This is a genomic window from Pseudomonas sp. Z1-29, from assembly GCF_051131995.1.
Lineage (GTDB): Bacteria > Pseudomonadota > Gammaproteobacteria > Pseudomonadales > Pseudomonadaceae > Aquipseudomonas.
In genome coordinates this window covers 3,053,251-3,068,906 of record NZ_CP071645.1, presented here as the reverse complement: position 1 = coordinate 3,068,906, position 15,656 = coordinate 3,053,251, and the positions used below count along the sequence as shown (strand labels likewise).

The window sequence follows — 15,656 nt, the reverse complement described above, 5'->3', positions numbered from 1 at the left end:
CCCGCTGGGCTGCGCAGCAGCCCCAACCCTGACACCCCGGTAAATCAGCCCGATCGATTCAACCTGCTTGGGGTCGCTTCGCAACCCAGCGGGAGCAAGCTCCCTCGCCACAACAGCTGCGAATATTTTTGCACTGCCACAACACCTCCCGTGTCATGCCCGCGCCAAACTCGGGTTCCTCGTTCTGTCATGTTTACCCGCCGCACGACCGCCTGCCGCCGGCTTCCCTTACAACCCTTGCCGTATCCCCGCAAAACCAGCCCGGACCCTCAACCCAGAGCGCTCGAACACCCGAGGAAAAAACTTGAAAAACAGCCCTCAGCTCCCGAGGTTTTTTCCTTTATCTGTCACCGGAAGCTGCGAATTTCTAACCCATGGCCTCACCCCATCGCCATCGGCACAGGACCGAGCGCCATGACGGCAAGCACGCGTCACCCAACCTACGTACGAACACGATGAAAGGAGATTCTTCATGTTTAAGCGCAACGTTCTCGCGGTATCCCTGACCCTCGCCGGCCTCTGCGCCGCTCAGGCCGCCATGGCTGATGTCAACGGCGGTGGTGCTACCTTGCCTCAGCCTCTGTACCAGACTTCCGGTGTTCTGACCGCCGGTTTTGCCCCCTACATCGGCGTGGGCAGCGGCAACGGCAAACTGGCTTTCCTGAACAACGACTACACCAAGTTCGTGGCTGGCAACACCAGCAAGAACGTGCACTGGGCTGGCAGCGATTCGAAGCTCAGCACCACTGAGCTGAACAACTACGTCACTGCCCACGGCGCTGCCTGGGGCCCACTGATCCAGGTACCTTCGGTTGCCACCTCGGTAGCCATTCCGTTCAACAAGACCGGCACCGCCAACGTTAACCTCAGCGTCGCTCAGTTGTGCGGCGTGTTCGCCGGCACGCTGACTGACTGGAACCAGATCACCGGTTCCGGCCGTTCCGGCCCGATCACTGTGACTTATCGTGCTGAGAGCAGCGGTACTACCGAACTGTTCACCCGCTTTCTGAACGCCAAGTGCCCTACAGCTGTACCCGCTGTGCCCGGCACTTTCGCCATCACCACCAACTTCGCCTCCAGCTATAGCCTTGGCCTGCCAGCCGGCGCCGTAGCCGCCACTGGTAGCCAAGCTGTGATGGATGCGGTGAATGCTGCCCAAGGTCGCATCACCTACATGAGCCCGGATTACGCCGCCACCACCTTGGCCGGCCTGGACGACGCCACCAAGGTCGCTCGCGTTGCCGGTGTTTCCCCAGCCCCGGCCAACGTGTCGGCCGCAATCGCAGCCGTCACCGTGCCTGCTGCCGCCAACCGCGCTAACCCGAACGCCTGGGTACCGGTATTCGCCGCAACTACCAACCCTAGCGATCCAAGCGTTGTGGCTTACCCAACCACCGGCTACCCGATCCTGGGCTTCACTAACGTGATCTTCAGCCAGTGCTACGCCAACGCTGCACAAACCACTCAGGTGCGTGATTTCTTCACCCGTCATTACAACGCAACTGCGGCTAACAGCAACGATGCCGCAATCACCGCCAACCGTTTTGTGCCTTTGCCAGCTGCCTGGAAGCAAGCTGTTCGTAGCAGCTTCCTCACCAGCACCAACGCTCTCAGCATTGGTAACACCAACGTTTGCAACGGCATTGGTCGTCCGCTGTAACACCACGCCTGAGCAACACGCAACACCGATCAGCAACGGCGAAAGCCGTTGCTGATTTCTTTGTAGTTAACGGTTGTTGTTTCACACCCTTCAGCCGCGCTTACGGTCGATGCACTCGGGTAAGGCGCCGCTTCTCAAGACAGGAGTCTTGTCATGTTCAATCGTTTATCCAAGGCTGTTGCATTGCTGTGCAGCGGTATATGCGCGCCGTTGGCAATGGCGGATGTCAACGGTGGCGGCGCTACCTTGCCCCAGCCGCTTTACCAAACGCCTGGCGTGTTGACGGCCGGTTTCGCTCCCTACATCGGTGTGGGTAGCGGCAATGGCAAACAGGCTTTCCTGAGCAATGACTACACCAGATTCGTGGCAGGCGACACCAGCAAGAACGTTCACTGGGCCGCCAGCGATTCGAAGCTCACGTCGACTGAGTTGAGCTACTACAACTCTACTCACAGTGCCACTTGGGGGCCATTGATCCAGGTGCCCTCGGCAGCGACCTCAGTTGCCATTCCGTTCAATAAGGCCGGCACCGCCAATGTCGATCTGAGCGTTAACCAACTGTGCGGGATCTTCTCCGGTCGCCTGACCGACTGGAGCCAGATCAACGGCTCTGGCCGTACCGGTCCAATCACTGTGGTTTACCGTGCCGAGAGCAGCGGAACCACGGAATTGTTCACCCGCTTCCTGCGCGCAAAGTGCGCGGAAACAGGCAGCTTCTCTGTCACCACCAACTTCGCCTCCACCTATAGTGGCGGCCTACCGGCCGGTGCAGTATCAGCTAACCGCAGTCAAGGTGTCATGGATGCGGTGAACGCAGCTCAAGGTCGTATTACCTACATGAGCCCTGCCTATGCGGCGTCGACGCTAGCGGGTCTTGATGACGCCACAAAAGTGGCGCGGGTTGGTGGTATTTCTCCGGCACCAGCAAACATTTCGGCGGCCATCGCTGCTGTTCCAGTACCAGCCGCCGCCAACCGCGCCAACCCGAACGCCTGGGTGCCAGTGTTCGCCGCAACCACCAACCCTAACGATCCAAGCGTCGTGGCTTACCCTACTACCGGCTACCCGATCTTGGGCTTCACCAACGTGATCTTCAGCCAGTGCTATGCCGACGCCACCCAGAGTACGCAAGTGCGAGGCTTCATCGCCCGTCACTATAACGGCTTAGTAGCCAGCACCAACGACGCAGCGATCACCGCCAACCGTTTTGTGCCGTTGCCAGCTGCCTGGAAGCAAGCTGTTCGTAGCAGCTTCCTGACCGCTACCAACGCCCTTAGCATCGGCCACGCCAACACTTGCAACGGCATCGGTCGTCCGCTGTAAGCCCACGCTTGAACGACCCGCAATACCCGATCAGCAACGGCGCAAGCCGTTGCTGATTTTTTTCGTCACACCCGTACCAACACAGCCATATGAAATTTTCATGACATCCGTTCGGTCCCGAGCGGCTGTAACCGCCTATCCCCTATAACCAACGCTAGCAGCTTGATAGCACTGCGTTGCGCCCCCTTAGAGCGAACCCGAAAGGATGAGTAGGATGCTGCGCTGCAAACCCCAGACGAACCTGAATGCCCCACGTCGCGATGGCGAGTTGTCGATGTTGCGACTCAAGCCGCTGGCCCAGGCCATTGCCCTGCTGATGGTGGCCGGCAATGCCCACGCAGCGACGGCGTTCAGTTCGGCCTGGTTTGCCGCCAAGGGCGCGCCTCAGGCCGGCGGTGCGGGGCGACCTGCAACGGCGCAGCCAGGCATGCCGCCACCCCTGGCGCAGCAGCAGCGGGCCAATGCGCAGTTGCAGCGTTCGCTGACCAACCTCAACAACACCGTGGCCGCGATAGCCGCCCAGCAAGCGGCACAGGCGGCCGGGCGGCAAGCCGCGTTCGGCCAGTTACAGGTGGTGCCTGACGGTTTGGGCGAGGGCGGGCTCAAGGTCGATAACAGCCTGACCCAGGGCTGGCTCAACGCCAAGGGACCGCAGCAGACCCAGGACGGCGGCAAGACCACGGTGAAGATCGAGCAGACCGCCGACAAGGCGATTCTCAACTGGGAAACCTTTAACGTCGGGCGCAACACCACGGTGGATTTCCAGCAGCAATCGGACTGGGCCGTGCTCAACCGGGTCAACGACCCGCAGGCGCGACCGAGCCAGATCCAGGGCCAGATCAAGGGCAACGGCACGGTGATGCTGGTTAACCGCAACGGCATCATTTTCAGCGGCAGCAGCCAGGTCAACGTGCGCAACCTGGCGGCGGTGGCGGCGAACATCAGCGATGAGCAGTTCAGCCAGCGCGGGTTGTACGTCGATGCCACCGGCACCCAGCCAACCTTCACCGATGCCGCCGGCAAGGTCGAAGTGCAACGCGGTGCGCAAATTGAAACCCACCGCGCCGCCACTTCAACCGCAGGCGGTGGCTATGCCTTGCTGCTGGGTTCGGAAGTGGAGAACGCCGGCTCCATCATCACCGCCAAGGGCCAGACCACCCTGGCGGCGGGCGACAGCTTCTACATCCGCCGGGGCCAGGGCACCAGCGGCAACTTGCGCTCCACCACCCGTGGCAACGAGGTCGCGACGTCACTCAAGTCAGGCAGCAGCGCCGGCACCGTGATCAACAGTGGCCTGATCCAGGCCAGCACCGGCGACATCACCCTCACTGGACATCGCGTGCAGCAGAACGGGGTGGCGGTCGCGAGCAGTTCGGTGGATACGCGCGGCACCGTGCACCTACTCAACGCCGCGAGCGACAGCAGCGGCAGTGTGACCCTGGGGCAGGGCAGCGCCACGGCGGTGCTGCTCGACGCCGCGGGCGGCGCCGCCCTGGACAGCCAACGCAATGCCGGACCGGCCGGCCTGGACGGCACGCCGAACAACCTGATCACGGGCCAGTTCAACAACCTCAGCAGCGTGGTCGACCGCACCGACCAGTCGCGGGTCGAGATCGTCAGTGGCGGCAGCGTCGACTTCCAGAACGGCTCCATCACCCTGGCCACCGGCGGCCAGGTTGCGGTCAGCGCGGCCGGTCGCAGCCTGGTGCGCGATGGCGTGGTGATCGACGTGTCCGGCGCCATCGGCGTCAAGGTGGCGATGGAATCGAATTCCATCAAGGTCAACGTCCAGGGCAACGAACAGCGTGACGCCTCGGTCAACCGCGAAGGCGGCAAGTTGACCAACAACGACGTGTGGGTGGACGTGCGGGATCTGGTCTACGTCCCGGCGGGTACCAACGGTTACGCCACCGACCGCTGGTACACGGCGGGTGGGCTGTTGGAAGTCGGCGGCTATTTGGGGACCCGAGGTCACAGCGCCGGTGAGTGGGCAGCGCAAGGCGGCACCCTGACGTTCACCGGTAACGACGTGGTGACCCAACAGGCGGCGCAACTGAACCTGTCTGGCGGTACCCTGGATGTACAGAGCGGCTACTTGCGCCAGTCCTGGCTCAAGGGCCCCAACGGGCGTTTGTATGACTTGTCCAAGGCGCCGGGGGACATCCTCTACACCGGCATCTACAAGGGTTACGAAGACCACAGCCAACGCTGGGGCCAGACTGATTACTACTACAATCCGCTGATTGCCCCGCGCGAGCGTTTTGAAGCCGGCTACACCGTCGGCCGCGATGCCGGCAAGCTGGTGGTGTCGACCCGCAACGCGGTGCTGGAAGGTCAGATCGTCGGCGAGGTCTACCAGGGCGAACGCCAGACCCAAGCGCCGAACCTCAACCTCGACGGCTACCAGCAATCGCAGAACGCCGTGGCCCGTCGCGCGCAATTATGGGTGGGCAGCTACTCGCCGATCTATGACAAGACCAGCGGCGTGATCAACAGTGGCCTGAACCCAACCTTCGACCAGGTCACCGTCGGCAAGGTGGCCGACAAGCTTGCCGCGATGCTGGACCTGACCTCGGTGGTCGGCACTGACCGGCAAGGCAAGCTGGTGCTGGACAATGCGTTGCTCAATGGCTTCCAGCTCGGCGCGGTCAAGGTGGCGGCGGCTGAAGGCATCCAGGTCGACGGTGCACTCAAGGTCGCCGACGGCGGCGATATCACGCTTTATGCCCCGCAGGTCGAGGTGAACGCCGACCTGACTGCCCGCAGCGGTCGCATTGCCTTGGGTAACGTGCTCAAACAGGTCAGGACGGATAATTTCCAGATGGCAGACGTCACACTTTCACCCGCCACGGGACAGCGGGCGACGGTCACCTTGGGCGAAGGCGTCAAGCTGAACACCGCCGGGCGCTGGAGCAATCTGCTGCTCGACGGCAACGACCGCCAAGGCCTGCCGTTCATCAACGGCGGCAGCGTGTCCGTGCGCAGTACTGGCGATATCGATGTGCAGCAGGGCAGCCTGATTGACGTCAGCTCCGGCGCTGCCGTGATGGCCGATGGCAAGACTCGCGGCGGCAAGGGCGGTGACCTGACCTTGACCGCGAGTATTGGTGCATCGTCCGGTAACGGTGACTTGATCCTCAAAGGTGAACTGCGCGGTACCGGCGTGAGTGGCGGCGGGACCTTGAAGCTGGCGGCCAGCAAAGTGCTGATCGGCAACAGCAACATTCCTCTCGAACCTGGCACTTTGCAACTGGGCGGCGATTTCTTCGACAAGGGTTTCTCGGCCTATGACATCACCGGTAATCAAGGCCTGACCGTGGCCGACGGGACCCGGGTCGATGTGACGATGCCGGTGTACCGTTTCGGTGAGCAGGCTTTGACTCCCGGCAGCAACGCAGAACCGGCTGATGCCTTGCAGCGCTGGACGCCGGAGCTGTATCAGGAAGATGCGATCAAAGGTGTTCTCACCCAGCGCCACGGCGCGAGCCTGAGCCTCAGTGCCGGTACCGCGAACTCCAGCGCGGCAGACATGGCCAGCACGGTATTGAACATCGGGCGTGGAAGCGTGATCAGCGTCGATCCGGGACAAGGCATCGACTTGCGCAGCATCGGTCAACTGACCGTCAACGGCACCCTCAACGCCTGGGGAGGACGAGTCAGTCTCACCGAACTGAGCGTCAGCAACCCAGTTCGCAACCCGGTCAATGCCCAAGGCCATGGACGCTCCATCTGGTTAGGCGAGCAAGCGTTGATCGATGTCTCCAGTCGGGCCGTGACTGCCAAGGACATGCGCGGCCAGACCTATGGTCTGGTGCGTGACGGTGGCGAGATTGTCATTGGTGGTCAGATTGATGTCGCGAAAGGATCGGCTTCGGCGCCGGAATTGTTCGTGGTGATGCGCGAGGGGGCACGCCTGCAAGCGGATGGCAGCCAGGCAATGCTGGATGTTCCTGGCCAGGGACGCACATCGGTGACGAGCAACGGTGGCAGTATTTCCCTGGCGTCGGCCAATGGCCTGTACCTGGACGGCGAATTCAGTGCCCGTTCCGGTGGCACGGGGGCCGCAGGGGGAAGTTTGTCGGTGGCGCTGGAGACACCGTATTACCTGAAAAGCGCGGTCAATGACCGGGTCTTGCAGTTGCGTGAACTGGTACTGGGACAAACCGCCCAGGCGAGCCCGCTAAGCGACACCGCCGAGGCCTCGGCGGATGCGTTGATCTATGGTCATGGGCGTTTGGGTGTGGACCAGGTCCAGGCGGGCGGCTTCGACAGCCTGTCTCTGCTGAGTAACGGCATTATTAGTATCGGTGGCGACGTGTCGCTGTCCCTCGGCCAAAGCCTGAGCCTATATGCGCGTAGCTTCGGGTTGAGCTCAGCCGCGCCAGCCGACACCCGTGTTCAACTTAATGCAGCTCATCTGCTGCTGGCGGGGCCGGCGGCCAGTCTACCGAATATGGATTCCTATACCCGACCGCTGATCGAAGGCGACGTATCGCCACTTGCGAACAAGGCGGTGCTTTCCGTCAACGCCGACTTGTTGGATGTACAGGGCAATGTGAGATTCAGCAGCAAAGGCACGCTGAGACAGGCCAATGGCACCACGGTCGAGTTGGAGCGCGCCGGGTTCGACCTGGTCCAGTTAAGCAGCCGTGGTGATTTGCGCTTCCTGGCGGGATTCTCCAGCGAAGGATTGCCTACGGGCTTTACCACGCAATTAATGACTCCTTCGGACATGATCCTGCAAGCGGCGCAACTGTATCCGGCGACTGGGGTCGGGGCTCGGGTATTGGCGGGGTATAGCTTGAGTGGCACCTCTGCCTACGACCCGGCGCGCAGCTTGGTCATCGGGCGGACTACCCAGGTGACGCCTCAGGTACCTTATTCGGCATTCGGTCACTTACAACTGGGCAGTGCGAATATCGAGCAGGGCGGGGTGGTTCGGGCCCCGCTGGGGTTGATTGAGGTCGGCACCAACGACGGCACTAGCATCACTAGCCAAGTGGACTTGCTGCCGAACAGCCTCACTTCAGTCAGTGGCCTCGGTCTGGTTCTGCCTTACGGCGGTACCGTCGATGGTCAGAGTTATGAGTACGCGGGCAAGAAGGTGGTGCTTCTGGGGCAAGGGGCCATCTCCTATGGCAACGGGGATCTGAATATTGGTGTGATTCTGGGCGGAAAATCTGTTGTGGCCCAGGAAGGCTCGGTACTCGATCTTTCGGGCGGCGGTGATCTGCTGGGTGCCGGTTTCATTTCCGGCCGTGGCGGCTCCACCGACGCGCGCTTCAACCCGCTGGTGCAAATCGGTGCCAACGGCGGCTTTACTTTACCGGGCCTGTCCAGCAACCCGGTCTACGCCATTGTGCCGGGCAACCAGAGTGCATACGCGCCAGTGGCGCCCGAGGGCGGCGCAGTGGACCCCAGGATCGGACAACAAATCACCCTTGGCGCCGGTGTACCGGGGCTGGCCGCCGGTACCTATACGCTGATGCCGTCCACCTATGCCTTGCTGCCGGGGGCGTTCCGGGTCGAGGTCAACGGTCTGGCGGGTCAGGGTTCCACGGCGGGTGCGTTGCAGATGCGCAACGGCTCCTGGACCACCGCCGGGGTGCTGTCGGTGGTCAATACCGAGCAGCGCAACAGTCTGTCCAGCCAGGTCATCCTGACTTCGGGCGATGTGCTGCGTCGCTATTCGCAGTACAACGAAACCAGCTACGCCCAGTTCGCTGTAGCCGATGCCGCACGCCTGGGCGTGCCACGAGCCCTGTTGCCGGTGGACGCCAAGACTTTGAAGTTGAAGCTCGCGCAAGGAGCGGGAGATCAGGCGTTCTCCTTTAAAGGCATCGGCAAGTTCGCGCCTCAAAAAGGTGGCTACGGCGGTACCGTCACGGTGGTTGGAGGTAATGGGGCGTTGGAGGTCGTTGCCGATGGGCGCGGGGCCACGGCCGGCTTCGAGGGCGTGACCCTCAATGCCGAAAGCCTGAATGCCTTGAATGCATCACGTCAGGTTATTGGCGGCCAGTTCTTGACGCTCTATGGGCAGAGCGGAAACTACATCACGCCCTCGAGCAGTGGAGGTAGAACCTCGTCCAGAGTGATCTTGCGTGAAGGTGTTACGTTGGCGGCACCGGAGGTTTTCCTGCTGGCCAGCGGCGAGGTGTCGATGGAACAAGGCGCCGCCATCAATACCATTGGTCGTGGCGCGGCTGCCTACGATGCCCATGACGGTTTTATCTATGACCTCAATGTGAGTGGTCAGAACTTGCTGGCCGCCTCCAACGGCTTGCTCAACGTGTTGGCACCCTCATCGGGCAGCAGCGGCACCATCAACATCGGCGGCTGCAGCCTGACGCCATGCAGCGGCGTCACCCGAATTCATTCCGAGGGCAGCATCGTCGCCGCCACCGGAGGGAGCCTGGAATTGGACGACAAGGTGCGCTACGGCACCCGTCACCTGACCCTGGCCCTGAGCAATATCAACGTCGGCACCGCCCCGGCATTGAGCGACGCAGCGGCGCGTCAGGTCTTGCCGGCCGGCCTGACCCTGAGCCAGACCGTGCTCGATCGCCTGCTGCGCGGAGACACCGAATACGGCGCCCCGGCCCTGGAAACCCTGGAACTGTCGGCGCGTGAGGCGTTGAATTTCTACGGCACTGTCAGTCTCGACACCTATGACCCGGTGACGGGCAAGTCGCGGTTGGCCAACCTGATGCTCAGCACGCCGGCCATTCATGGCGCAGGCAGCGTCAACGACGTGGCGACCATTCGCACCGCCAACCTGATCTGGAACGGTGCCGTCGGCGCGCCGGGTTCGGTCATCGCCGGCGGGGCCGGCACCGGTGCCGGTCGCCTGGACATCCAGGCCCAGCGCATCGAGTTCGGTTATGGCGAGTTCGCCCAACCGAGCTCGATCACCACCCTGGACCGCCTGGCCCTGGGCTTCGCCAACGTCAACCTCAGTGCCAGCGAACGCTTGACCGCCAATCACAAGGGCAGCCTGGCGGTGTATCAGAGCCAGGGCGCCTATGACGCTAAAACGGGCTACGCCTACAGCGGTGGCAACCTGAATATCCTCACCCCGTTGCTGACTGGCGAAGCCGGTTCGGTCAACCGCATCACCGCGGGCGGTGCGGTCAATGTGACGGGCGCGACCGCTAAGCCGGCCACTGTCTCCGGGCTCGGGGGCGAGTTGTCCCTCAAGGGAGCGAGCCTCAACCTGGCCAGTGCGGTGGTGTTGCCCAGCGGCAAACTGACCCTGAGCGCGACGGATGACCTGACCCTGGCCGATGAGGCGCTGATCGACGTGGCGGGTCGCACGGTCACCTTCAACGATGTCACGCGCTACAGCGCTGGTGGCGAGGTGATCCTGCAAAGCCAGAACGGCAACATCCGCCAGGCGGTTGGCTCCAGCATTGATCTGTCGGCGCGCCACAACCAGGCCGGACGGCTCAGCGCCGTGGCCTTGGGCAGCACGGCCGGGGTTGTCGACCTGCAAGGACGAATCCTCGCCAGCAGCACTGGCGAATACGATGCCGGTGGCACGCTCATGCCATACCTGGCCGGTGGCGTGCAAATCCAGGCCCAGCGCCTGGGCGACAATGGCAGTCTCAGCGAACAGTTCGCCGCGTTGAACCAACGCTTGAGCGACGGCCAAGTGTTCGGCTCCCGCAGCTTCCAGCTCAAGCAGGGCGACCTGGTGATCGGCAACGAACTCAAGGCTTCGTCCATTGACGTGTCCCTGGACAACGGCAGCCTGTTGATCAACGGCACGGTGTACGCCAGTGGTGAGCGGGTCGGCAGCATTTACCTGGCTGCCAAGAATGCCCTGACCCTGGGCAGCGGTGCCGTGCTTGACGCCCATGGTCGACGCCTGCGGGTGGACAGCTACGGCAAGATCATCGACTCGCCGAACCGTGCCATCGTTGACTTGACCGCCAGGGAAGGTCTCCTGACCCTGGGTAACGGCGTGCGTATCGATTTGCGCCACGGTACCGAAGTCGCGCTGGGCAGTGCGTCCGGTATGAACGACGGTCGGCCTCGCGGGACGTTGCAACTCAGCGCGCCACGACTGAGTGGCGTGTCGGGGGGCGACGTGGCGATCGATGCCAGTGGTGCCCTGGACGTACAAGGCGCCCGTTCGATTGCGTTGGTTGCTACGTGGCAATACAGCGACGCGCCGCTGGTGAACGTGCCGGCGGCCAGCGGCAAGCCTTATCAGGTCATCAATCAGGCATGGCTGAAGGATGTGGTGGACCCCGACAACACCGCCTTTATCACCAACGCTCACGACAACAACGATCTGTTGCAGCGCAAACTCGCCGGGCTGAACAACAGCCGCTATCGCGACGTGTTCCACCTGCGCCCCGGTGTAGAGGTGGTGAGTGCGACGGCCGATGGCGACCTGGTGGTCCAGGGGGATCTGGACCTGTCGCAATATCGCTATGCGAGCCTCAATCCGCATAACGTTTTGGATGAAAACGTCTACGGCTCCGGCGAATCCGCCAGCCTGACGCTGCGCGCCGGCGGTGACCTGAACATCTATGGCAGCATCACCGACGGTTTTGCCCAGCCGCCCGCCAGCAACGATGACAAGGGCTGGGTGCTGTTGCCAGGCATTGATTTTGCGGCGGGCGATATCGTCGTGCCCGGCACTGGCGTGACCCTGGAGGTCGACACCGCGTTCCCGGCCGGCTCGGTGCTCAACTTCGACGTGCCGCTCAAGGGCGCGACCCTGGCTGCGGGAACGCGGTTGCCGGTCGCCGCCACGCTGGATCAGCCAATGGTACTGCCGGCCGGCACGGTGCTGGCCGCGGCGGTGCATGACGCACAGGGCAATCTGTTGTTCGCGGCCGGCACGTTGTTGGCTTCGACCCAAACCCTGCAGGCGGGCACGGTGCTCGGGGCGGGCAGCCTGCTGGGCAGCAGCGCAACGATAGGCAACCTGATCTGGCCCAAAGGCGTTGCGTTGCCAGACATTGAAGGCGCGAGTAACGGCTTGACCAACGTGCTGCGTCTCAGCAGCGCCCTGGCACTGAGTGTGGGTTCGAAAATTCCGTCAGGTACCGACATCAAGTTGCCGGCCGGTGTCGAGTCGGTGCAGTTGCGTCCGGAAGTGGCGGGGAGCAACTGGGCCATCGCGCCGATGCTGGCCGAGGGCTCGCAGTCCTGGTCATTGCGACTGGTGGCCGGTGCCGATACGCAGGCGGCGGACAGTCGGGTCGTACGGCCGGTGCTGGCGGGTGGTGATCTGCATTTGGCTGATAGTCACTACGGCACGTTCGGCGTGGCGTCGATGGTCTGGACCGAAGCAGGATCGCTGGATTGGTTCGGCGACACCAGCATGGTGGGGCTGCCGGTTGACTTTGAAGTTTTTGATTACCCCAACTTATGTGTCGACAATCCACTTCATTGTGAAGCTGGCGGAGCACCTGAATACGAGCCCGGCAGCCAACGTTGGAGTGTCATTCGCACCGGCGCAGCGGACTTGGAGCTGCTGTCGGCAGGTGATCTGAAAATGGACTCGCTGTACGGCGTCTATACCGCCGGCAGTTCAGCCAGCGAAACGTACGCCAACGACCCGTACAACCAACCCAAGGCGCGTGCGGCGGCGGGCAAGGTGCTCAATGATGCACTAGGTGAAAACGAGCAATTCGTGGATGGCGGTTCCAATAGTCTTTACCGCGCCTGGTACCCGGACTTTGGCGGCAACCTGAGTTTGAAGGTCGGCGGCAATCTGACCGGTAATAGCCTGGATGTATCGAGTGCGAGTATAGGGCGGCCCAATGGAGGAGACATTGGTTACGATACGGTCAACGTCGGTAATTGGCTGTGGCGTCAGGGCAATGGCTCAGTCGCAACCGGTACGCAGGCACAACCCACCGCTTGGTGGATCAATTTTGGTAGTTACACCGCCGCGAAGGACGGCAAGGCTGACCTGATGGTTGGGTTTACCGGTTTCGGTACTCTGGGCGGCGGTAACCTGAATGTTCAGGTCGCCGGCGATGCGGGGGAGCTCGAACAGATGGCAGGGAGTCGTCTTGTGCCAGGCAGCAACAGCCGCAGCCAAGGACTGGTTCTTGCCGTGGGCAGCACCGGGCGTGTGGGCGCTGATGGCAGCCTGCAATTGACCGGTGGTGGTGATCTCAACCTGCGTGTAGGCGGCGCCTTGAATCCCGATAGCGCGTTCGTCGACGGGCATCTGAACGGTGCGGTCATCAACCTGCGGGGCCACGCGCAGATCGACAGCGGTGCCATCGGTCGAATTGACCTGCGCTATGGCAACGTTGCTTCGGCACAGTCTCCGGGGGAAACGCGTGCGTACGACTCCTTCAGAGCCACACGTAGCCTGCCAACAGGCGGGCTGACCCTGATGCCGGGCGATGCCACGTTCGATCTGACAACTTCGGGCGACCTGGTAGTGATGGACGTAGCGGACCCTGGCCGGGCGCCGATGATGAGCGTATCGCCCTTCAAAGATGGCGCCACTAACGGATCCGGCGTGAGCTGGTTTTCGTTATGGACCGCCAACACGGCAGTTGATCTGTGGTCATCGGGGGGGAATCTGACGCCTGTGGTGCCAGAGGTCGAGACGGATCTGGCGGTGGTCTACCCATCGATCGTGAGGGCTGTGGCGGCCAATGGCAGCCTTTACTATGGCAAGTCCTCGGTATGGGATGGAACAGGTTATGACGGCAACAATCGTCCAGCCCTGTTGCTCGCTCCCGGCATCAACAGTGAGTTGCAATTCATGGCCGGCGATTCCATCTACGGCGGCGACATGTCGGTCAGTCGTTCCGGTGCATCCTCCGCAGCCCTGGCAACGCCGTTCAGGCCAGCCTTTGTGGGTATCGTCGAGACTGTCGAATCCGGTCCCGTCATAAAAGCCAGCAATCTCTCAGCCGATGGCAACCTCGCTCGCCCTAGTGCGAACATATTGCCGCTGTTTGCCTTCGACACCAGCAGTACCTCAGGCGAATGGGCCCTCAATGACGACCCTGCGCGCTTCTATGCGCTGGAAGGTGATTTGCTGGCTGTCACCAGCGGACGGTCGATGACATCGGCATCCGTTGGCAGGTGGCCAGGGCGAATCGCCTACGAAGGCGCCGGAGCTGTACGAATGATGGCAGGACGAGACATCGTCAGTAGCGGGATTCCACTGGGCGGCTCTTTGAGCAACAACTCCCAGGCAGGGGATTACACCAGCGCCGGCAACCTCTTCATCCACAACAACCCCACCGACATCTCAATCGTTTCAGCCGGGCGCGACATCCTCTACAGCAGCTTCAACGTCGCCGGCCCCGGCCTGCTGGAGATCACCGCCGGACGCAACATCCTGATGGATGACAAGGTCAGCATCACCAGTATCGGCGCCGTGGTGCCGGGGGATTCGCGCTCCGGGGCGAGCCTGGTGCTGCAAGCCGGCGCGGGCCTCGACGGCGCGGATTACCAGCGCTTCGTCAAGGCGTACCTGGACCCGGCGAACCAGGCCCTGGCCGGAGTCCCGCTGGCGGACCAGGATGGCAAGGTCGCCAAGACCTACGAAGCGGAGCTGCTGAAGTGGCTCAAGGCGCGCTTCGGCTTCAGCGGCGATACCGAGCAGGCCCGCAGTTTCTTCGCGGCGTTGCCGGCGGAGCAGCAACGGGTGTTTGCCCGCGACGTGTACTTTGCCGAGCTCAAGGCCGGTGGCCGTGAGTACAACGAAGTCGGCGGCGTGCGCCAGGGCAGCTATCTGCGCGGACGAGAGGCGATCGAGCTGTTGTTCCCGACCAAGGACGTGGCGGGCAATGCGATCACCTACAAGGGCGACATCACCATGTTCGGCGGGTCAGGGGTGCACACCGATTTTGGTGGCGGCATTCAGATGCTCACTCCCGGTGGCGGGCAGACGTTCGGCATCGAAGGCAACGCGCCGCCGTCCACCGCCGGGGTCATCACCCAGGGTGAGGGCGATATCCAGTTGTATGCGAAGAACAGCATCCTGCTAGGGCAGAGCCGGATCATGACCACTTTTGGTGGTTCGATCCTCAGTTGGTCGGCTCAGGGTGATATCAACGCCGGTCGTGGTTCGAAGACCACCGTGGTCTACACGCCGCCCAAGCGCCTGTACGACACCTGGGGAAACGTGACCCTGTCGCCGTCGGTGCCGAGCACGGGGGCCGGTATCGCCACTCTCAACCCGATTGCCGAAGTGGCGCCGGGGGATATCGACCTGATCGCGCCGCTGGGCACCATCGATGCGGGTGAGGCGGGGATCCGCGTGTCGGGTAATGTCAACATCGCGGCGTTGACCGTGGTCAACGCGGCCAACATCCAGACCCAGGGCAAGTCCACCGGCGTGCCGCTGGCGGCTTCGGTGAACACCGGGGCGATCACCTCGGCCAGTTCGGCGGCGTCCTCGGCCACGCAAGCGGCGGAAGACGTAGCGCGCCAGCAGCAGAATGCGGCGCGGCAGAACCAGGCGTCGGTGTTTACCGTGCAGGTGGTGAGTTTCGGCTCCGAGCAACTGGCGCCTTCGCGTGATGGCGCCAGCCGTGAGGCGCCACGTACCTATGATCCGGCCAGTCCGGTGCAGGTGCTGGGCGCCGGGCCGTTGGACGAGCAGGCGCGGCAGCGGTTGACCGAGGAGGAGCGGGGGCGGTTGAGCCTGTAAACCGAGTCGCGGCCTTCGCGAGCGGGC

General features: G+C 62.7%; 3 protein-coding genes. All 3 read left to right on the top strand.

What is annotated here, in order from left to right; all coding sequences use genetic code 11:
• The first annotated feature begins 472 nt into the window (after positions 1-472).
• Positions 473-1,660 (top strand): substrate-binding domain-containing protein, encoded by a 1,188-nt coding sequence (locus tag J3P84_RS13945; protein ID WP_434600754.1) that lies wholly within the window; start codon positions 473-475, stop codon positions 1,658-1,660.
• Positions 1,661-1,813: 153 nt separating this feature from the next.
• A complete protein-coding gene (locus J3P84_RS13940) occupies positions 1,814-2,983 on the top strand; it encodes a substrate-binding domain-containing protein (protein ID WP_434600755.1) in 1,170 nt (389 codons plus the stop codon).
• 214 nt (positions 2,984-3,197) lie between these two features.
• Positions 3,198-15,629 (top strand): filamentous haemagglutinin family protein, encoded by a 12,432-nt coding sequence (locus J3P84_RS13935; protein WP_434623666.1) that lies wholly within the window; start codon positions 3,198-3,200, stop codon positions 15,627-15,629.
• The last annotated feature ends 27 nt before the right edge of the window (positions 15,630-15,656 follow it).

Bases quoted from the DNA above. Each gene is read 5' to 3' on its own strand.
- J3P84_RS13935 (WP_434623666.1), top strand. From the start codon at position 3,198: ATGCTGCGCTGCAAACCCCAGACGAACCTGAATGCCCCACGTCGCGAT.
- J3P84_RS13945 (WP_434600754.1), top strand. From the start codon at position 473: ATGTTTAAGCGCAACGTTCTCGCGGTATCCCTGACCCTCGCCGGCCTC.
- J3P84_RS13940 (WP_434600755.1), top strand. From the start codon at position 1,814: ATGTTCAATCGTTTATCCAAGGCTGTTGCATTGCTGTGCAGCGGTATA.